19 protein-coding genes are annotated in these 20,104 nt (G+C 64.4%); 17 read left to right on the top strand and 2 right to left on the bottom strand.

The window, feature by feature from the left end:
- Positions 1–23 precede the first annotated feature (23 nt).
- From AC19YX_RS12665 to AC19YX_RS12650, 4 genes are read left to right on the top strand one after another with little or no spacing between them, the layout of a single operon-like run.
- Positions 24–1,538, top strand: coding sequence for a TolC family protein (locus AC19YX_RS12665; protein ID WP_500606360.1), 1,515 nt, complete (start codon positions 24–26; stop codon positions 1,536–1,538).
- The gene (gene cysC, locus AC19YX_RS12660) at positions 1,522–2,127 is read left to right on the top strand and encodes an adenylyl-sulfate kinase (RefSeq protein ID WP_201128848.1); all 606 of its coding nucleotides are present in this window, start codon (positions 1,522–1,524) and stop codon (positions 2,125–2,127) included. The genes AC19YX_RS12665 and cysC overlap by 17 nt, the downstream gene beginning before the upstream one ends.
- A complete protein-coding gene (locus tag AC19YX_RS12655; RefSeq protein WP_500606359.1) occupies positions 2,124–2,915 on the top strand; it encodes an aspartyl/asparaginyl beta-hydroxylase domain-containing protein in 792 nt (263 codons plus the stop codon). Before cysC ends, AC19YX_RS12655 begins: the two co-directional genes overlap by 4 nt.
- Positions 2,903–3,880: a sulfotransferase family protein gene (locus AC19YX_RS12650; RefSeq protein WP_500606358.1), complete on the top strand. Its 978-nt coding sequence runs from the start codon at positions 2,903–2,905 to the stop codon at positions 3,878–3,880. The genes AC19YX_RS12655 and AC19YX_RS12650 overlap by 13 nt, the downstream gene beginning before the upstream one ends.
- On the opposite strand, the gene AC19YX_RS12645 is transcribed toward AC19YX_RS12650, so the two are convergent.
- Together AC19YX_RS12645 and AC19YX_RS12640 are read right to left on the bottom strand one after the other, a co-directional pair.
- Complete coding sequence (locus tag AC19YX_RS12645; protein ID WP_078469183.1) at positions 3,869–4,627, bottom strand: slipin family protein; 759 nt, start codon at positions 4,625–4,627, stop codon at positions 3,869–3,871. The two genes, AC19YX_RS12650 and AC19YX_RS12645, sit on opposite strands and share 12 nt — an antisense overlap.
- Position 4,628: 1 nt before the next feature.
- Positions 4,629–5,999 (bottom strand): NfeD family protein, encoded by a 1,371-nt coding sequence (locus AC19YX_RS12640; protein WP_078469184.1) that lies wholly within the window; start codon positions 5,997–5,999, stop codon positions 4,629–4,631.
- 234 nt (positions 6,000–6,233) lie between these two features.
- Here AC19YX_RS12640 and AC19YX_RS12635 point away from each other — a divergent pair, with 234 nt between their 5' ends.
- The 13 genes from AC19YX_RS12635 (at position 6,234) to pgaB (ending at position 20,102) form a co-directional block, all read left to right on the top strand.
- Positions 6,234–6,695: an aminoacyl-tRNA deacylase gene (locus tag AC19YX_RS12635; RefSeq protein WP_020296389.1), complete on the top strand. Its 462-nt coding sequence runs from the start codon at positions 6,234–6,236 to the stop codon at positions 6,693–6,695.
- A 51-nt stretch (positions 6,696–6,746) separates the two neighbouring features.
- Positions 6,747–6,992 (top strand): DUF2789 domain-containing protein, encoded by a 246-nt coding sequence (locus tag AC19YX_RS12630; protein ID WP_020296390.1) that lies wholly within the window; start codon positions 6,747–6,749, stop codon positions 6,990–6,992.
- Positions 6,993–7,057: 65 nt separating this feature from the next.
- The gene (locus AC19YX_RS12625; RefSeq protein ID WP_201128853.1) at positions 7,058–7,303 is read left to right on the top strand and encodes a type II toxin-antitoxin system Phd/YefM family antitoxin; all 246 of its coding nucleotides are present in this window, start codon (positions 7,058–7,060) and stop codon (positions 7,301–7,303) included.
- Positions 7,293–7,574 (top strand): type II toxin-antitoxin system RelE family toxin, encoded by a 282-nt coding sequence (locus tag AC19YX_RS12620; RefSeq protein WP_078469186.1) that lies wholly within the window; start codon positions 7,293–7,295, stop codon positions 7,572–7,574. Before AC19YX_RS12625 ends, AC19YX_RS12620 begins: the two co-directional genes overlap by 11 nt.
- Before the next feature lie 147 nt (positions 7,575–7,721).
- Positions 7,722–8,150 (top strand): MarR family winged helix-turn-helix transcriptional regulator, encoded by a 429-nt coding sequence (locus AC19YX_RS12615; protein ID WP_500606357.1) that lies wholly within the window; start codon positions 7,722–7,724, stop codon positions 8,148–8,150.
- A complete protein-coding gene (locus AC19YX_RS12610; protein ID WP_500606356.1) occupies positions 8,147–10,231 on the top strand; it encodes an FUSC family protein in 2,085 nt (694 codons plus the stop codon). The genes AC19YX_RS12615 and AC19YX_RS12610 overlap by 4 nt, the downstream gene beginning before the upstream one ends.
- The gene (locus AC19YX_RS12605; RefSeq protein WP_020296394.1) at positions 10,228–10,437 is read left to right on the top strand and encodes a DUF1656 domain-containing protein; all 210 of its coding nucleotides are present in this window, start codon (positions 10,228–10,230) and stop codon (positions 10,435–10,437) included. The genes AC19YX_RS12610 and AC19YX_RS12605 overlap by 4 nt, the downstream gene beginning before the upstream one ends.
- Positions 10,434–11,330 (top strand): efflux RND transporter periplasmic adaptor subunit, encoded by an 897-nt coding sequence (locus AC19YX_RS12600; RefSeq protein WP_078469189.1) that lies wholly within the window; start codon positions 10,434–10,436, stop codon positions 11,328–11,330. The genes AC19YX_RS12605 and AC19YX_RS12600 overlap by 4 nt, the downstream gene beginning before the upstream one ends.
- Positions 11,327–12,775, top strand: coding sequence for an efflux transporter outer membrane subunit (locus AC19YX_RS12595; RefSeq protein WP_201128856.1), 1,449 nt, complete (start codon positions 11,327–11,329; stop codon positions 12,773–12,775). Before AC19YX_RS12600 ends, AC19YX_RS12595 begins: the two co-directional genes overlap by 4 nt.
- Positions 12,776–12,868: 93 nt before the next feature.
- Positions 12,869–13,501: an NADH:ubiquinone oxidoreductase subunit N gene (locus AC19YX_RS12590; protein ID WP_078469191.1), complete on the top strand. Its 633-nt coding sequence runs from the start codon at positions 12,869–12,871 to the stop codon at positions 13,499–13,501.
- Positions 13,502–13,762: 261 nt separating this feature from the next.
- A complete protein-coding gene (locus AC19YX_RS12585) occupies positions 13,763–15,265 on the top strand; it encodes a YdgA family protein (RefSeq protein WP_201128857.1) in 1,503 nt (500 codons plus the stop codon).
- A 349-nt stretch (positions 15,266–15,614) separates the two neighbouring features.
- Positions 15,615–18,092: a poly-beta-1,6 N-acetyl-D-glucosamine export porin PgaA gene (pgaA, locus tag AC19YX_RS12580; RefSeq protein ID WP_078469193.1), complete on the top strand. Its 2,478-nt coding sequence runs from the start codon at positions 15,615–15,617 to the stop codon at positions 18,090–18,092.
- A 12-nt stretch (positions 18,093–18,104) separates the two neighbouring features.
- Positions 18,105–20,102 carry a poly-beta-1,6-N-acetyl-D-glucosamine N-deacetylase PgaB gene (pgaB, locus tag AC19YX_RS12575; RefSeq protein ID WP_421549357.1) on the top strand — a complete coding sequence of 666 codons (1,998 nt, stop codon included), beginning with the start codon at positions 18,105–18,107 and terminating at the stop codon, positions 20,100–20,102.
- The last annotated feature ends 2 nt before the right edge of the window (positions 20,103–20,104 follow it).

Below are 20,104 nucleotides of genomic sequence, written 5' to 3'. Positions count from 1 at the left end.
CAGTTCCCAGGGGCAATTCAGGGATGAGAAACAGTCAGAAGTTGTTCAGCGTCAGCCTGCTGGCGCTGGTAGTGAGTGGTTGCGCGGTCACCAGTGACCCCATCGAACGCAGCGTCAGCGAGCAGCGCGCGAAAAGCGACCTGTCGAGCATGTACAAGGACCAGGAGCCGCTCAGCGGCCCGCTGACCTTGCACCAGGCCATGGCCCGCGCGGTGAAGTACAACCTCGAAGGCCGCCTGAAAATCATGGAGGAGGCCCTGGCCAAGCGGCAGCTGGACCTCGCCAGCTTCGACATGTTGCCGCGCATGGCACTTTCCGCAGGCTACGCCGGGCGCAACAACGTCAGCGCCTCCAGCAGCGAAAGCGTGCGCACCGGCACCCAGTCCCTGGAACCCTCGACCTCCCAGGACCGCGACCGCAATGTGGCCGACCTGACCATGGTGTGGAACGTGCTCGATTTCGGGGTCAGCTACATCAGTGCCAAGCAGCAGGGTGACCAACGCCTGATCGTCCAGGAACGGCGGCGCAAGGTGATCAACACTATCGTCCAGGACGTGCGCTCGGCCTATTGGCGGGCGGTGGCCGCCGAGCGTCTGCTCGGCCAGATCGACAGCCTCATGGCACGGGTCGACAAGGCCCGGGGCAACAGCCAGAGCATGAGTGAACAGCGGATCGGCGACCCGGTGCAGGCCCTGGGTTACCAGCGCTCGCTGATCGAAGCCACACGCCAGCTCGAAGAGCAGCGTCGCGCCTTGTCCCTGGCCAAGACCGAGCTGGCGACCCTGATCAACCTGCCCCTGGGCACCCATCTGACCCTGGCGACCGTGGATGATTATTCGATCCCCGAGCTCAAGGTCGACATGGCCGTGCTGGAACAGGAAGCCCTGGCCAGCCGTCCGGAACTGCGCGAACAGGACTACCAGAGCCGCATCAGCTCGGCGGAAACCCGCAAGGCGATGCTGCGCCTGTTGCCGGGGCTGGAATTTTCCGCAGGCGGGCATTACGACAGCAACTCGTTCCTGGTCAACGACAAGTGGGCCGACTACGGGGTCAAGGTCACCTGGAACCTGTTCAACGTGATCTCCGCACCGGCGGCGATCAACGTCGCCAAGGCCGGTGAAGAAGTGGCCACCGCGCGGCGTCAGGCGATGTCGATCGCGGTGCTGGCCCAGCTCTACGTGGCCAACGCCAACTACCGTGAAGCCATGCGCCAGTTCAAGACCAACCAGCAGCTGGCGAATATCGACGGGCAGATCGTCGGTCAGTTGCGCAATCGTTATCAGGCCAACGGCCTGGGTGAGCTGGACCTGATCCAGGGCGAGCTCAATACCTTGCAGACCGACCTGCGACGTGACCTGTCCTACGCCGACCTGCGCAATGCCTACGGCCAGATCTTCGCCAGCGCCGGGCTCGACCCGCTGCCGGATGAGCTGCAATCGACCCAGGTCCAGTCCATCGCCACGGCCATGGCCGGTCGGGAAGCCGATTGGGCGGCGGGTAATATCGCGGCGCCGGTGGTCCATGCCCGGCAGCAGTGACCTGCAGGCACCCACGGCCAGCATCAGCCGCACCCGCCGCGAGGCCCGCAATGGCCATCGCGGTGCGGCGATCCTGCTCACCGGGTTGCCGGCTGCGGGCAAGTCGACCCTGGCTCAGGCCCTGCACGCCGAGCTGTTCGCCCTGGGCGCGCAAAGCCTGGTGCTGGACGGCGATGCCCTGCGGGGCGGGCTGAATCGCGACCTGGGTTTTACCGAAGCCGATCGCTGGGAAAACATTCGCCGGGCCAGTGAGTTGGCGGCGCTGTTGGTGGGCAATGGGCAGATCGTGATCATGGCGATGATTGCGCCCCTGATCGAGCTGCGCGAACTCTTCGCCCAGCGCCTGGGCGAGGACTACCACGAAGTCTGGTGCAGCGCCTCCCTGGCGGTGTGCGAACAACGTGACCCCAAGGGCCATTACGCCCGCGCGCGACGTGGCGAGATGGCGAGCTTTACCGGAGTCTCCGCGCCCTATGAAGTGCCGCTTGCCGCGGCGCTCGAACTGGACACCGGCCACGGTTCCGTCGAAACCTGCGTGGCCCGGCTGCTGGATTGGCTGGGCGAGTGCCGGGTACTGCCCCAGTCATGAGTCGAGTGGCGTATGCGCGGCTGCCGGTCAGCCTGGATCTGCCCCTTTTGCTGCAAGCCCTGGCCGAGATCAGGCCGGAGCAATGGCAGCGCCATTTCAACGCCGAGTACTACCAGGGTGACTGGAGCGGCGTAGCGCTGATTGCGCCGCAGGACGCCCTCACTGAACTGGCGCCGGGGCAGGGCGCGGCAGTCGAGCGCCAGCCCTGGCAGCGTGATCCGCGCTGGCAGCAGGCCCTGCGCGACCTCGGGCTGGAGATCCGCTCGGCGCGGCTACTGCGGGTGGGGCCGGGCAGCCGCATCTTCGAGCACCGCGACTACGATCTGCAAGGGCCCGAAGCTGATCTGCGCCTGCATATCCCCTTGCTCAGCCCGCCGCTGGTCGACTTTATGCTTGATGGCCAGCGCATGCCGCTGGCCGCGGGCGAATGCTGGTTTCTCGATCTTTCACGGCCCCACAGCGTGGACAACCGGGACCGCAGCGAGCGGATTCACCTGGTGCTCGACTGCCGCCCCGGCCCTTGGCTGAGCCAGGCCATCGAAGCCGGTTCGGCCACGACTCCTGCCCCGGGAGAGGGGGCGGCCGCTGCGGCGTTCGCTCAGTTCCGCCAGCTGCTGGAGGACCATCCGCACCTGTGCCAGAGCCTGCAGGCGCTGACCGACAGCGAAGCCTTTATCACTCGCACCCTGGCGCTGGCGGCGCAGCACGGGCTGGGCATCTGCGCCGACCAGGTGCGCGCGGCAATGCGCCAGGGCCGTCGCCAATGGAATGAACAATGGAGCCACTGAACCTGCACGGCTGGTTGCCGATTCGTATTTTTGCGCGCCAGGGTCAGTGGCGGGTCGACTGGTGCTGGTTTGGCGATACGCCCTTGCACCAGCCGTTTTTCCGCGAGGCGGTGGATGCGGCGCTGCGCTTGCCGTTCAACCAGGCGTTTCGGCGCGAGACGCCACTGGCGACCCTCAGCCAATGGCAGGCCGAGAGCCCGGGATGCGAGCCCCAGGCCTTTATCTGCCACGCCTCGCGCTGCGGTTCGACCCTGATCAGCCAGATGCTGGCGGCGCTCGATCACTGCACCGTGATCAGCGAACCGCCGCCGCTCGATAGCCTGCTGCGCAGCGGGCTGCCGGTCGACACCCTGGCGCCGGCGCTGCGGGGCCTGATCAGTGCCTATGGCCAGGCCCGGGGCTTTGTGGAACAGCGCCTGGTGATCAAGCTCGATGCCTGGAACATCGGTGAGCTGCCCTTGCTACGCCGCTGCTTTGCCACGACCCCCTGGTTGTTCGTGTACCGCGAGCCTTTGGAAATTGCTGTCTCTCATCTGCGTCGCAGCGGCATGCACATGGTGCCGGGGTTGATCGGGCCCAGTGCTTTGGATGATGCCGAGAGCGGTTTCGAGCGCGAGGCGTTTATCGCCCGACGCCTGGGGCGGCTGTTGCAGTTGGGGCTGGAGCGCTGCGTCGAGTTCCAGGGGCTGGCGGTCAATTACAGCGAGCTGCCCCAGGCAATGGCCGGGCGTCTGGCGCTGTTTTTCGGGCTCGACGCCGAGCAGTGCGCGCGGGCTTTTTCCAGAGTTGAACAACATGCCAAGCAGCCCGACCAGGTGTTTGTGGCCGACGGCGCGAGCAAGCGCGATGAGGCCTCGCCCCTGCTGCGAGAGCAGGTGGAGCGTTGGGCCCGAGGGCCTTACGCACGCCTGGAAAGCCTGCGCGCGGCGCAGGCTCGGGGCCGTGCTGCGGGTTCAGGGTTTTGAGGACAGGTCGGCCATGCCCTTGAGCAGTTCGATCGGCAGCGGGAAGACGATGGTCGAGGTCTTGTCACCGGCAATCGAACTCAGGGTCTGCATGTAGCGCAGCTGCATGGCGCCGGGTTGGCGGCCGAGCATTTCGGCGGCCTGCATGAGTTTTTCCGAGGCCTGCAACTCGCCCTCGGCGTGGATCACCTTGGCCCGGCGTTCGCGTTCGGCTTCGGCCTGTTTGGCGATGGCGCGGACCATGGATTCATTGAGGTCGACGTGTTTGATTTCGACGTTGGCCACCTTGATGCCCCAGGCGTCGGTCTGCGCGTCGAGCACCTGCTGAATATCCATGTTCAGGCGTTCGCGCTCGGCCAGCAGTTCGTCCAGCTCATGCTTGCCCAGCACCGCACGCAAGGTGGTCTGCGCCAGTTGGCTGGTGGCCATGAGGAAATCCTCGACCTGGATAATGGCTTTTTGCGGGTCCAGCACCCGGAAGTAGAGCACCGCGTTGACCTTGACCGAGACGTTGTCGCGGGTGATCACGTCCTGGGGCGGGACGTCGAGCACCACGGTGCGCAGGTCGACGCGAACCATCTGCTGCACCACCGGAATCAGCAGGATCAGCCCCGGCCCCTTGACCTGCCAGAAGCGCCCGAGCTGGAACACCACGCCGCGTTCGTATTCGCGCAGGATCCGAAAGGTCGACACCAGCAGCACAATCAGCAGCGCCACGAGCGCCCCGACACCTATTTCCAGGCCCATCTCATTCTCCTTGCGGCGCGGATGCGACCGCTGTGACGTGCAGATACAGGCCCTGGCGGGCCATCACGCGCACCGCTTGCCCGGTGTGCAAGGGGCTGGCGCCGAGGACCTGCCAATGTTCGCCCTGCAGCTGGACCCAGCCGTGACAGGGTTGGTCGATGTCTACGGCGGTCACCGGGGTCACGCTGCCCACCAGCCCAGCATCGCCATTGACCGGTTGTTTGCGTCGCGTGCGCAGTGCCAGGCTCGCCAGGGCCACCAGCAGCACGGCGCTGAGCACCGCCAGGCTGACGATCAGCGGCAGCGGGATGCCATAACCCGGGATGTCGGTGTCCATCAGGATCACCGAGCCGGCGATAAAGGCGACGATGCCGCCGAAGCCGATCACGCCGAAGGTCGGCAAGAAGGCCTCGGCCACCATAAAACCGATGCCCAGCAGAATCAGTCCTGCGCCCGCATAGTTCACCGGCAGCAACTGCAGGGCATACAGGCCCAACAACAGGCAGATGCCTCCCAGCACCCCGGGCAGCGCCGTACCGGGGCTGACGAATTCGAAAAACAAGCCATAGACGCCGAGCATCATCAGGATCATCGCCACGCTGGGGTGGGTGATCAGCGACAGCAGTTGGGTGCGCCAGTCGGGGTCATGGTGAGTCAGCGCTGCGCCCAGGGTATGCAGCTGTACCGCCTGCCCGGCGGCGTTGAGGGTTTTGCCATCCAACTGCTTGAGCAGGCCCGGAAGATCGTCGGCCAGGTAGTCCACCACCTTGATCTTCAGGGCCTCTTCGGCCGGCAGGCTGACGGCTTCGCGCACGGCCTTCTCGGCCCACTCGGCGTTACGCCCGCGCAATTGGGCCAGGCCACGGATATAGGCCGCGGCATCGTTGATCTGCTTGTGCGTCAGGCTGTCGACAGCGGGGTCGGGGGTGGTGGCTTTGTCGCTGCGCGGTGCGGCCGGCGGGTTGGCGGACCCTGGCAGGACGCCGAGCTGCACCGGGGTGGCGGCCCCCAGGTTGGTGCCGGGGGCCATGGCGGCAATATGGCTGGCGTAGAGAATGTAGGTCCCGGCGCTGGCCGCCCGCGCACCGCTGGGGGCGACAAAACTGGCGACCGGTACCGGGCTGGCGAGAATGGCCTTGATGATCGCGCGCATCGAGGTGTCGAGCCCACCCGGGGTGTCGATGCCGATCACCACCAGTTGCGCGTGTTCGGCGGCGGCCCGGTCCAGGCCGCGCAGCACATAGTCGGCGCTGGCCGGGCTGATCACATCGTTCAGCGTCAGTACCACCACCGGGTCCACGGCCCAGGCCGGCCCGACCGGTAGACCGATCAGCAACCCGAGCAGCACTGCCCGCCATCCACCTCTGTTCATATGACCCTCCTGGAGAGTCATGCACCGGGACGTCCATCCGTTCCCTGGCCTTGTGCTTGAGTCTAGTTGAGCAAGCGGGCGCCCGAATCGTGCAGCCCTGCACGGCGGGTGCCGTTGGGAAGTTAATCGGCCGGGCGGTGGTGGCGACCCCTGGCGCGACCTAGACTCAGGTGCAGTGAGCAACAGGTGGTCAACCCAAGTCCGGCAACCCTGTGGCGGACACCGAGGTGCAGCATGCGTATGGCAAAAACCGTGCAACGCAGCCTGGAGCAGGCGCATTGCGAATTTGATGTGGTGACTCACCCGCATTCGGCCAGCAGCCTGGAGACCGCGCGAGTGGCCGGGGTGCCCGCCGAGCGGGTGGCTAAATCGGTGGTCCTCGACGACCACCATGGGCATTACCTGATGGCGGTCCTGCCTGCGAGCCGGCACCTGGACCTGAGCAAGGTCCGCGGCAGTGGCGAATGGCAGATCACCCGCGAAAGCACCCTGGCCCATCTGTTTCAGGACTGCGAACGGGGCGCCGTGCCGGCTCTGGGCGAAGCCTACGGCCTGGACATGGTCATAGACCCCTTGCTGACACGGCAGAAAGACATCTACGTCGAAGCCGGCAATCACCACAACCTGGTGCACATGAGCATGGAGCAGTACCTGAAGATGGTGCCCCATGCCGAGGTGTGCGAGGTCAGCCACTAACCGGCCCGGGCGCTTTTCACCCCGGCCCCTTTGCAAATCCAGGAGCCCTCCATGGAGTCACCGACCCACAGCCTGCCGGCGCTGTTCAAGCAGCTCGGCCTGCCCGACGACCCGATCAGCATCGAGCGTTTTATCGCCACCCATTCGCCGCTCAAGCCCGAGCTGCACCTGGCGGACGCGTTCTTCTGGTCCCGCAGCCAGGCGGACTTTTTGCGCGATGAAGTGCTGGAGGATGCCGATTGGGCGGAGGTGGTGGATCAGTTGGATGTGTTGTTGCGCAAGGGGCGTGGGGGTTAGAAAGGGCACATTTGTCACTATGCGAAATTTAGACCAGAATTAGGTACTAATTTGAGGTCTTAATTATGCAAAGTGTGTTGGCTGATAAAGCCGTCAGTGTGTCGGAACTGAAGAGAAACCCCTCTGCTGTGCTCAGTGGCGCCCAGGGTGGTCCGGTGGCGGTTTTAAACCACAACCGGGTCATGGGTTACATGGTTCCGGCTGATGTTTTCGAAGCCATGATGGAGCGGCTTGATGATCTGGAGCTTGCGGAAATCGTACGGGCGCGCAGCAAGGAGACCCCGATATCGGTAAGTCTGGATGACTTATAAGCTTGAGTTCCTGCCTTCTGCGCTTAAAGAGTGGAACAAGCTGGGGCATACGCTGCGTGAGCAGTTCAAGAAGAAACTCGTGGAGCGCGTGCAGTTCCCGCGAGTGCCTGGCGATGCGCTGCATGGCATGCCTGACTGTTACAAAGTCAAATTGAAGGCCTCCGGGTACCGATTGGTTTACCAGGTGATAGACGAACGGGTGGTGGTTTCCGTGGTGGCGGTTGGCAAGCGTGAACGCGGCACGGTTTACGAGCGAGCCAAAAAACGCTGAGTCATTTCTTGTGCATGGACCCATAGCGGTCGCCAGGAATAGTTTGTATCAAAACTTGACCAAAAATATCCGCCAATGTCATATTGATAGTTAGCAAACTAACAGTGTGCGAATCCTCCCTTGTCCCAGAATCTCGATGCGCTCCAGATGAATATCAGCAGCGGCATGGTGGTCGCCTCGCGCCATTGGCGGCGGATCTGCCAGACCACGCTGCTCAACTATGGAATCTCCGAAGCCTGCGCCGTGCCGTTGTTGATGATCGGGCGCCTGGGCGAGGGCGTGCGTCAGGTGACGGTGGCCCATGCCGCCGGGATGGAGAGCCCGTCCCTGGTGCGCCTGCTCGATCAGTTGTGCAAGGCCGGTTACGTGTGTCGCACCGAAGACGCCCATGATCGCCGCGCCAAATGCCTGAGCCTGACCGTCAGTGGCCGCGAACTGGTACAGGCGGTGGAGGTGGAGTTGGCGCGCCTGCGTCGCGAAGTGCTGGACGGCATCGCGCCCGGCGACCTTGAGGCCGCGCTGCGGGTGATTCGCGCCTTCGAGTCGGCGACCCATTTGCCGGTGGCCGCTTCTTGAACGGATTTTTTACCGGCATGCCGCCGGCGCGGGACTGGTTCTACGGCGCGCGCACCTTCGCCGCGTCGATGATCGCGCTGTATATCGCCATGCTGATGCAGATGCCGCGTCCCTACTGGGCCATGGCGACCGTGTATATCGTCTCCAGCCCCTTTGTCGGTCCCACTAGCTCCAAGGCGCTGTACCGCGCGGTCGGCACCTTGCTTGGGGCGGCGGCGGCAGTGCTGTTTGTGCCGATGTTCGTGCAGAGCCTCTACCTGCTGGTGCTGGTGATTGCGCTCTGGACCGGCATCCTGCTGTTTTTGTCCCTGCACCTGCGTACCGCCAACAGCTACGCGCTGATGCTGGCCGGCTACACCTTGCCGCTGATCGCCCTGCCGGTGGTGGATAACCCCCTGGCGGTGTGGGACGTGGCCGAGGCGCGTACCGAGGAAATCTTCCTCGGCATCGTCTGCGCTGCGGTGGTTGGCAGCATGTTCTGGCCGCGGCGCCTGGCCCCGGTGTTTGTCGACGCGGCCGGCAAGTGGTTTGCCGATGCGTCCACCTACAGCCAGCGCTTCCTCAGTCGCACCGTGGACCCGCAGGAAGTCAGCGCCCTGCGCGGTTCGATGGTCGCCACCTTCAACAGCCTGGAGCTGATGATCGGCCAACTGCCCCACGAAGGCGCGCGGCCACAGACCGTGCGCAATACCAAGGAACTGCGGGGGCGCATGATCCACCTGCTGCCGGTGGTGGACGCCCTGGATGACGCACTCTATGCCCTGGAGCGACGCACTCCGGAATTGGTGGCGCAGTTCGCACCGCTGCTGGAACAGGCCAATGCGTGGTTGCAGGACACGGCCGCGGGCGCCTCGGTGGAGCGCTGGCAAGCGCTGCGCAATCAGCTCGACGCCTTGCAGCCGAGCGCCGAAGCGCTGGATGACCGACGCCAACTGCTGCTGTCCAACGCCCTGTATCGGTTGGGCGAATGGATCGACCTGTGGCAGGACTGCCGTAGCCTGCAACACGCCATTCAATGCGAAAGCCAGGACACCTGGCGCGCAGTCTACCGGCATTGGCGCCTGGGCCGGCTGACGCCGTTTCTCGATCGCGGGTTGATGCTGTATTCGGTGGTCTCGACCATCACCGCGATCATCGTCGCCTCGGTGCTGTGGATCCTCCTGGGCTGGACCGACGGCGGCAGCGCGGTGATCCTGGCGGCGGTGGCGTGCAGCTTCTTCGCCTCCATGGACGACCCGGCGCCGCAGATCTACCGCTTCTTTTTCTGGACCGCGATGTCGGTGCTGTTCGCCAGCCTCTACCTGTTCCTGATCCTGCCCAACCTGCATGACTTCCCGATGCTGGTGCTGGCCTTTGCCGTGCCCTTTATCTGCGTCGGAACCCTCACCGTACAGCCGCGCTTTTACCTCGGCATGCTGCTGACCATCGTCAACACCTCGTCCTTTATCAGCATCCAGGGCGCCTACGACGCCGACTTCCTGAGCTTCGCCAACTCCAACCTGGCCGGGCCCATGGGCTTGCTGTTTGCCTTCGTCTGGACCCTGATTGCCCGGCCCTTCGGTTCAGAGCTGGCGGCCAAGCGCCTGACGCGCTTCAGCTGGCGCGACATTGTCGGCCTGACGCAGCCGGCGACCCTGGCCGAGCATCGGCACCTGGGGGCGCAAATGCTCGACCGACTGATGCAGCACCTGCCGCGCCTGGCCATGACCGGCCAGGACACCGGCGTCGCCCTGCGCGAACTGCGGGTGGCGCTGAACCTCCTCGACCTGCTGGCCTATTCGCCACGGGTGCAGGGTTCGGCGCAGGCACTGGTGCGGCAAGTGGTGGCCGAGGTCGGGGCGTATTTTCAGGCCTGCCTCAAGGCCGGTGAACGCCTGCCGGCGCCCAGTGCTCTGCTGATGACCCTGGACCGTACCCGGCGCGCCCTCAACGCTCAGGCCCAGGACGACCACGAAACGCGCCTGCATCTGCTGCACGCCCTCAGCGGCCTGCGCCTGGCCTTGCTGCCGGGGGTGGAATTCGTCGGTGGCGGCGAGCTTGAAGAACCGCTTCCCCATGGCATCGATGGAGCGCCTTTATGATCGGTGATCTGGATATCAGTGGGGTATTCCTGCCCACGCTGCTGGTGCTGATGGGCATTACTTATGTGTTGTACCTGGTGGTGCACGGGTTGTTGACGCGCATGCACTTCTATCGCCTGGTCTGGCACCGGGCACTGTTCAACGTGGGTCTCTACGCCTTGCTGCTCGGCGTGGTGGATTCACTCAGTCGATACCTGATGACATGAAAAAACCTTTATTGACCATCGGTCGCGTAGTCCTGACCTTGCTGGTGGTGACCTTCGCAGTCGTGGTGGTGTGGCGCATGGTGATGTACTACATGTTCGCGCCCTGGACCCGGGACGGGCATATTCGCGCCGACATCGTGCAGATCGCGCCGGATGTGTCCGGGTTGATCCAGCAGGTCCAGGTGCGCGACAACCAGTTGGTGCAGCGCGGCCAGGTGCTGTTCAGCATCGACCAGGACCGTTTCAAGCTGGCCCTGCGCCAGGCCAGGGCGGCCCTCGCCGACCGCCAGGAAACCCTCGACCAGGCCCAGCGTGAAGCCCGGCGCAACAAGGGCCTGGGCAACCTGGTGCCACGCGAGCAACTGGAAGAAAGCCAGTCGCGGGTGGCCCGTGCCCAGTCGGCCCTGGCCGAAACCCTGGTGGCGGTGGACAGCGCGCAGTTGAACCTCGACCGCTCGGTGATCCGCAGCCCGGTCGACGGTTACGTCAACGACCGTGCGCCGCGGGCCCAGGAATTCGTCACCGCCGGGCGCCCGGTGTTGTCGGTGGTGGACAGCAACTCCTTCCACATCGACGGTTATTTCGAAGAGACCAAGCTCGACGGTATCCATGTCGGCCAGGCGGTCGACATCCGGGTCATCGGTGACCGTGCACGGTTGCGCGGGCATGTCGAAAGCATCGTCGCCGGTATCGAGGACCGCGACCGCAGCAGCGGTTCCAACCTGCTGCCCAACGTCAATCCGGCCTTCAGCTGGGTGCGGCTGGCGCAGCGGATTCCGGTGCGAATCGCCTTTGACGATGTACCGGCGGATTTCCGCATGATCGCCGGGCGCACCGCCACGGTGTCGATCATCGATGGCCAGGGCAAACCGCAGCAGGAGCCCGGGCAATGAACACGGCGGCGCGTTTGGCCCTGGCCGGGTTCGGCCTGCTGCTCTCGGCCTGCCACATGGTCGGGCCGGACTACCAGTTGCCGGCGGACGCCGCGCTGCAGCGTCCCGACTTGCAAGGTGAACTGGCGGCCAAGGATGCGGATGTGGTTTCGGCGCCGGTGCCCGGCGATTGGTGGCGCCTGTATCAGGACCCGCGCCTGGACCAGTTGGTGCAGCAGGCCCTGGCCTCCAACACCGACCTGCGGGTCGCCGCGGCCAACCTGGCGCGGGCCCGGGCCCAGGTCGACGAGGCCCAGGCTGCCGGCGGCTGGAGCGGCGGGGTGAAGATGGGGGCGCAGCGCTTGCAGGAGTCGGGCGAAGCCTTCCTCCAGGCCGGCAAGGTGCCGGTGGCCAATGTCGGTGATATCGCGATCAGCACTTCCTATCAGTTCGACCTGTTCGGCACCCTGCAGCGAGGCATCGAGGCGGCCAAGGCCAATGCCGACGCAACCCAGGCCGCGGCCGACACCGCACGCATCACCTTGGTGGCCGACGTGGTCCGGGCCTATACGCAAATCTGCGCGGCCAACGAGGAGCGGCAGATCGCCGAGCATTCCCTCGACCTGCAAGCCCAGAGCACCCAGCTGACCCAGCGCCTGCGGGATGCGGGACGCGGTGACGAGACCCAGGTCACCCGCTCTCAGACCCAATTCAAGTCATTGCGCGCCGAATTGCCGCGCTATGAAGCGGCGCGCCAGGCCGGGCTGTTCCGCCTGTCGATGTTGCTGGCCAAACCCCTGGACCAACTGCCCGCCGGCACCAGCAGTTGCGCCGAGCTGCCGCACATTGCGCAATTGTTGCCGGTGGGTGACGGCGCGACCCTGCTCAAGCGCCGGCCCGACGTGCGCCAAGCCGAACGCCGCCTGGCGGCCGCCACCGCCGACATCGGCGTGGCCACCGGCGCGCTGTACCCGGACATCAGCATCGGCGCCACCGTCGGCACGGTCGGCATCCTGGAAAACCTCGGCAAGCCCGCCACCAATCGCTGGGGCTTTGGCCCGCTGTTGAGCTGGAGCGTGCCGTCCAATGGCGCCCGCCAGCGTATTCATCAGGCCGAAGCCGTGAGTCAGGGTGCCCTGGCGCATTTTGACGGGGTGGTGCTCAACGCCATCCGCGAAACCCAGACCGGCTTGGCGCAATACAGTGCCCAACTGCAACGCCGCGACGCCCTGGCGGATGCCGAAGTGTCGGCGCAGCAGGCGGCGGACCAGACCCACCGCTTCTTCCAGGCCGGCCGTGCGTCGTTCCTGGCCGACCTGCAAGCCACCCGGACCTACACCGATATGCGCGCGCAACTGGCCTCGGCCAACACCCAGGTCGCCATGAGCCAGATCGATCTGTTCCTGGCCCTGGGCGGTGGTTGGGAAAGCGGACGAACGCAAGGCTCGCCGCCCAGCAAACCCTGAGCCCGTTGCTATGCTTTGAGCTGTTGGGCGAGCGCCTTTCAAGAGCGCCCCCGTCCACGGCTCAAGCACGTGATGGTCATGGGGATTCCAATAATGAAAAACCCTTATGCTCCCGGCTTCTGGTGCGTTCTGTGCGCGCTGTTGCTGCTCTCTGCGACTTACTTCTACGGCATCATGCTGGCCCACCAGATCGACAAGGCGATGGTCTTCCTCGACAGCGCCAGTGCGCTGATCGCGGTACTGGCAATCGTGGTGGTGGCCTGGGCTTCGCTCGGCAGCCTGCGGCTCAAGAAAAAACAACTGGAACAGAGCAAGACCCTGGTGGTGATCTGGGACACCAAGGTCGCGCTGCGTCGGGTCGAAACCGTGTTCGATCGCTATTTCTGGGGCAGCTACTGGCAGCCGGGGCGCAGTTTCCAGGAAGTCATGGGCGAACTCACCGGCACCCCCCTGGAAAAAAGCCTCGAAGCCCTGAAGAAACAGTGTGTGGTCCTCGACCGCCAATCCTCCGACGGCCGGCACTGGCTGAATAACGCCCGGGAACTCTCCGACGTCGCCGCCGCCATGGCCCGCCAGCGCTACCAATTGGACTTCTGCGACCCGCGAGGGGATTCCCCGGGCGGCGCGGTGATCGATCGCGACTTCGAAGTGCTGGTGTACACCTGGAGCGCCCGCCTCAAAAGCTTCGACCACCAGCTCGACGCCCTGGAAATCGAATACTCCTGAGCCGTTGTAGCCGCCGCCAGGCTGCGCTGGCCTTTGCAGGCCCACAAAAAACCAAGCCAAACCGCCGTGGATGGCCACGCCCGTTCGTCCCATGAATGCGCCCTGGCTCACGGATTAACGAGTTTTCACACGCAAAGGCTGGGTCGCCGGACGCCGCCAATGCTAATCTTCGCCCGCTTTACGCGAAGTCGAGCCGCAACCCGTCATGGGTTCAGGGAAGACGACCACACCTTCAAACAACGGATATTGATCGGGTCAGACATGAATAAATCAGCAGGCGTACTGTTAGGAATCGTCGTCGCAGTAGGTGCAATCAGTGCCGGCGGCGCCTGGTACACCGGCACCAAGCTCGAAGGTGTACTGCAAACCTCGATCGCCGATGCCAACAAGGAACTGCAGGCCGCAATGGTCGGTTCCAACGGCAGCGCGACCCTGGAGCTGGTATCCCTTGATCGCAAGCTGTTCACCAGCACCGCCCATTACCGCCTCAAGGGCGAAGGCGAGCTGTTCAACGGCAACGCCGAGCTGCTGTTCGTCGACCATATCGAACACGGTCCGCTGCCGTTCTCGCGCCTGATCAGCCTGAAGTGGCTGCCGGTCATGGCCACCAGTCACTACGAGCTGGAAAAGAACCCGCAGACCGAAAAATGGTTTGCCGCCGCCAATGGCCAGTCGCCGCTCAAAGGCCTGGTCAACATGGGTTACGACCGCTCCGCCAACGGCACCCTCGAGCTGCTGCCGCTGGATATCGCCCTGGATGACAACACCAAGTTCAAATTTTCCGGCCTGAACCTGAATGTCGACAGTTCTTCCGAGGCCCAGAAGGTCAAGGTCGACGGCTACATGGACAGCCTCACGCTGCTCCTGAGCCCGGCGGACAAGCCACCGGTACTGGTCGAGCTGAACGGCCTGACCCTGGCCAGCAACCTCAACAAAAGCAGTTTCGGTTTCTACCTGGGCCAGAACACCCTGGAGCTGACCAGCACCAAGGCCACCTTTGGCGACAAGAAATCGGTCCTGACCCTGAAGAACTTCGAACAGAAGACCTCCAGCGAAGAAACCGGCACCACCCTGGGCGGCCGCGCCGATTACAAGGTGGGTGAGATCAACTTCGACGGCAAGAACATCGGTTCGGCGCAGATGGCCTGGAGCATGAAGAACCTCGACACCCAGTCCCTGATGGACCTGGTGCAGGTTTATCAGACCAAGCTGCAACCCTACGAAGCTGCTTCCACCGCCGCCGCCGAAAATGGCGAACCGGCACCGGAGCTGCAAATGACCGAGGCCGAAGAGGCCAAGGTGCGCAGCGCGGTGAACAAGGTGCTGGAATCCAAGCCGCAGCTCGCCCTGGAAAACTTCTCGTTCAAGACCGCCAACGGTGAGAGCCGCTTCAACCTCAGCCTGCACCTGGCCAAGCCGCAGAACCTTGAGTTGCCGCCTGCTGAACTGGGCAAGCAATTGATCAGCCTGCTGGACGCCAACCTGCAACTGTCCAAGCCGATGATTGCCGATGTGGCGGCGCTGCAGGCGCAACTGGATGGCCAGACCGACGCCAAGCTGATCGCCGATCAGAGCAACATGGCGGCTGAAATGGTCAGCGGCATGGCCCTGGGGACGCAACTGGCGAAGCTGGAAGGCACCGATATCGTCTCCAAGCTGCACTACGCCGATAACCAGGTGGACTTCAACGGCCAGAAGATGAGCGTTGAGCAGTTCATCGGTTTTGTCATGAGCAAAGCCGGTGGTGCCGGCGCCCTTCGCTAAGCCCGCTTCGGTCGGTCACCGCCGGCCGACAACGTTGTAGCAACCTGACGCCCGACGCCTGTTTTCTAACAGGATCGGGCGTTTTGCTGTGCGCGCGAAAAATGTCTGGAGCCTGATGGCGATCCGCAAACTCCGGGCTTGAGCTCTTGGGGAAAACCCAACGGGTTCAAATTTCCGAAACCTTGGGCGGGAAATGAATCTGAATAAATATTGCGCTGCAAATTCTCGTCTAACCTTGCGTGAAAGAATCCACTCGAAAAGATTTAGCCGGATCTTCTGATTCCGGCTTTCCGGCGCGTAACCAGCAGGGGGCGCAAGACCTCGGCTAGCCATTAAGGATGCTGACGAAATGCCGTTTATTGTTCATCCCGTTCGCCTCTATGGTTTGCGACCGCTGTTTCGCCTGGCGTTGTGCAGCCAGTTGCTCTGGCCGACCCTGGCGTTTGCCGACGCGGCCTATGACCAACTGATTATCCAGGCGCGGGCCGGTACTTTCGCTCCGGCCCTGACCCATCTGCGCGCCGTACCGCCCGATCAGTTGACCAATGGGCTGGTCAGCGACCACCTGCAAATCGCCAGTTGGGCCGGCCTCGATTCAGAGGTGGTAGACGTCTATGAGCATCAGGCGCGCAACCGGGTATTGCCGGTGCAGGCGTTGACCGCCACGGCTCGCGCCTATCGCAACCTCAAACGCTGGGATTCGGCGACCCAGGTCTACCGTAAGGCCCTGGAGCGCGACCCGCAAAACGCCGACCTGCAACTGGGCCTGGCCATGACCCAGGCCGATGCCGGCCAGCCCGCCGAGGCGGTTGCCCGGGCCCGAGCCCTGGTGGCGGCCAAGCCCGATGACCCGGCGCGCCGTCTGGCACTGGGTTACGCGCTGACCCGTTCGGGCGCGCCCTATGATGCTTTGTTCGAATACGACCAGGCGTTTGTCCGCGCCGGCAACAAGCCTGAAGTCGCCCGTGAATACATTGTCGCCCTGCAGCGGGCACGCTTGCCGGAGCCGGCCCTGCGCCTGGCTCGCCAGCGCCCCGGGCTGCTCGATCCGGTGACCCAGCGCCGCCTGGAAGGCGACGTGGCGGCCGAGCGCGTGCGCCTGGCCGAGTTTGCCACCCGCAGTGAAAAAGAACGCTTCGTCATCGCCGACCGTGCCCTGGCCGATTACGACCAGTTGCTCGGCACCTGGACTCCGGACCCGCAAGCCAAGGAAGACGTGACCCGCTGGCGCATCGATCGCCTGGGCGCGCTGCGGTATCGCTCGCGCACCGACGAAGTGATCCGCCAATACCACCAGTTGGTGGCCGAGGGCGTGACCATTCCAACCTACGCCATGCGTTGGGTCGCCGCGTCCTTCCTTGATCAGCGCGAGCCGGAAATCGCCAGCGACCTGTATCGCGAGGTCCTGGCGGCGCCGGATGCCGACAGTGCGAACAAGGTCGAAGACAGCACCGCCTTGTACTACGCGCTGCTGGAAAGCGACCGCCCGGAAGAAGCGCAAAAGGTCGCCAGCGACCTGGCGCAAAGCCAGCGGCCACGGGTTGAGCTCAAGGGGCTGCCGATCGGCAACCCCAACGATGACTGGATGGACGCGCAGCAATTGCTGGCCCAGTCCGGCACCTACAGCGCTGACCTGCCTGACAGTGAACAGCGGCTTGCGGCCCTGGTCGACCAGGCGCCGGGCAACACCGGCCTGCGTCTGGCCCAGGCCGATCTGTACCTGGCCCGGGACTGGCCGCGCCGCGCGGAAAGCCTGCTCAAGGAAACCGAGAGCTTGGTGCCGCGCGATATCGGCCTTGAGGTCGCCCAGGGCCACACCGCGATGGATCTGCAGGAATGGCGGCAGATGGACGCGCTCACCGATGACACCCTGGAGCGCTTCCCGGACAACCGCCAGGTCCAGCGTCTGGCGCGCCAGCGGGACGTCCACGACATGGCCGAACTGCGGGTCGAGACCTACGGCGGCAAGAGCTACGGCGGTGGCAACAATGGTGCCGGGGCCGTGTCCGGGAGCCGGGATTTCGGCATCGAAAGCGTGCTCTACAGCCCGCCCATCAATGAAGACTGGCGCCTGTTCGGCGGCGTCGGTTACGCCACCGGGGATTTCCAGGAAGGCACCGGCCACCATCGCTGGCAGCGCCTGGGCGTAGAGCAACGCACCCGGGACATGACCCTGGAGGCCGAGGTCTCCAACCATTCCTACGGCTACGGCGACAAGCTCGGGGCCCGAGTTTCGCTGGCGCGGGATATCGACGATCACTGGCAATACGGCGGTAGCCTCGAATACCTGTCGGCCAACACCCCACTACGGGCGCTGAACAGCGATGTCACGTCCAACGGCGGCAGTGCATTCCTGCGCTGGCGCGCCAACGAAAGCCGCGAATGGAAGTTGGCCTTGAGCCCCTCGCACTTCAGCGATGGCAACAACCGCCTTGAAGCCTTGCTCACCGGTCGCGAGGGCGTGTACGCCTCGCCCCACGTGCAGGTCGATCTGGGACTGGAAGTCGGCGCCAGCCACAACACCAAGGAAGACACGCCGTACTTCAACCCCAAGTCGGACTTCAGCGTGTTGCCGACGGTCAACGTCAACCACGTGCTCTACCACCGTTACGAAACCTCGTGGAGCCAGCAGTTCCAGGCCGGGGCCGGTACCTACAGCCAGCGTGACTACTCCACTGGTGGCGTCTGGCTGCTGGGTTACGGCCAGCGCGTGACCTGGAATGACGTGTTCGAAGCAGGGGCCAACTTGAGTGTGATCAACCGGCCTTACGACGGCGATCGGGAAACCGACCTGCGGCTGCTTCTCGACCTTACCTATCGCTTCTAGAAGAGTTTGACGATGCCTCTGATCACCCGTTGCATCCTCCTGCTGGGAGTCCTGATTCTCAGCGCCTGCGCCCAAAAAGCCCCGGAGTTCGTGCCGCCGGCCCAACGCCCGCTGCCGGACAATGAGGCCCCATGGCCGAAAAACCATGTCCTGGGCATCGCCTATCACGACGTCGAAGACCGCGACCCCGATCAGGCGGTGGTGGCGGTGCGCACCGAGCGCATGATCGAACAGCTGGCCTGGTTGCGTGAAAACAACTATCGGCCGGTGACCATCGACCAGATCCTGGCGGCGCGCAAAGGCGGCCCCGAGCTGCCGCCCAAGGCCATCCTGCTGAGCTTCGACGACGGCTATGCCAGCTTCTATACCCGGGTGCTGCCGGTACTGCGCAGCTACAACTGGCACGCGTTGCTGGCGCCGGTGGGTGTATGGATCGACACCCCGGCCGACCAGAAGGTGGACTTTGCCGGTGAAATGCGTCCGCGTTCGCAGTTTCTGACCTGGGCGCAAATCCGCGAAATTTCCCAGTCCGGGCTGGTGGAAATCGCCGCCCACACCGACGCCAGCCACAAAGGCGTGCTGGCCAACCCGCAAGGCAACCTGCAACCGGCAGCCGCCACCCGGCGCTACGATGCAACCACCGGCCGCTATGAAAGCGAGGCCGACTTCCAGGCACGCCTGCGCAACGACGTAGCGACCATCTCCAAGAAAATTCGCGCAGTCACCGGCTACAACCCACGGGTCTGGGTCTGGCCCTATGGGGTGGCTGACGGCACGGCGCTGCAAGTCATCGGCGACCAGGGTTACCAGATGGCCCTGACCCTCGACGACGGGCTCGATGCCCTCGACAACCTGATGAGCAGCCCGCGTTTCCTGGTGGCATCCGACCCGGATGGCATGCACTTCTCCAACAGCATCACCGGCGTTCAGGCCGACGCGCCGATGCGCGTGGTGCACGTGGACCTGGATAACGTCTACGACCCCGACCCGGCGCAGCAGGAGATCAACCTCGGCAAGCTGGTGCAGCGCATGTCGGACATGGGGGCCAACACCGTGTTCCTGCAAGCCTTCGCCGACCCCAAGGGTGACGGCCTGGTGCACTCGCTGTACTTCCCCAACCGCCACCTGCCAGTGCGTGCCGACATCTTCGACCGCGTGGCCTGGCAACTGCGGACCCGGGCCCACGTCAAAGTCTTCGCCTGGATGCCGGTGCTGAGCTTTGCCCTGGACTCCAAGCTGCCACGGGTGACCCGCTGGGACCCGGCCACCGGGCAGGTGTCCACCGATCCCAAGCAATACCAGCGGCTGTCGCCGTTCGACCCCGAGGTACGGCGAGTCATTGGCGAGATCTACCAGGACGTGGCGCGCCTGACTTCGGTCGACGGCATCCTCTACCACGACGACGCGGTGCTTTCCGATTTCGAAGACGCCAGCCCCGCCGCCCTGCGGGTGTATACCGCCAACGGCTTGCCCGGCTCGATCGCGGCCCTGCGCGCCGACCCGGCCACGTTGCAGCGCTGGACTCAGTTCAAGACCCGCTACCTGACCGATTTCACCCATGAGCTGACCGCCAAGGTTCGCGCCATTCGCGGTCCGCAGGTGCAGACCGCACGCAACCTGTTCGCCGAGCCGATGCTCAACCCCGACAGTGAGGCCTGGTTCGCGCAGAACCTCGACAACTTCCTGGCCAACTACGACTGGACCGCGCCCATGGCCATGCCGCTGATGGAGGGCAAAAACGTGCACCAGTCGGGGGCCTGGCTCGAAGACCTGGTGGCCACGGTCAAGGCACGGCCGGGCGCCCTCAAGCGCACGGTGTTTGAATTGCAGGCCCGGGATTGGGCGGCAAAACCGGCGGCGGATATCTCCGCTGAACAGATGGCTGACTGGATGGGCCGTCTCAAGCGTCAGGGCGCAACCAGCTTTGGTTACTACCCGGACAACTTCCTTGAGAACTCGCCGGACCTGAAAACAGTTCGGCCCGCGCTCTCCAACAAATGGAACCCTTGAAT

It is taken from the genome of Pseudomonas sp. MF09150, from assembly GCF_059862355.1.
Note: the sequence above shows the minus strand (reverse complement) of the source record. Positions and strands in the feature narration are given on the sequence as shown.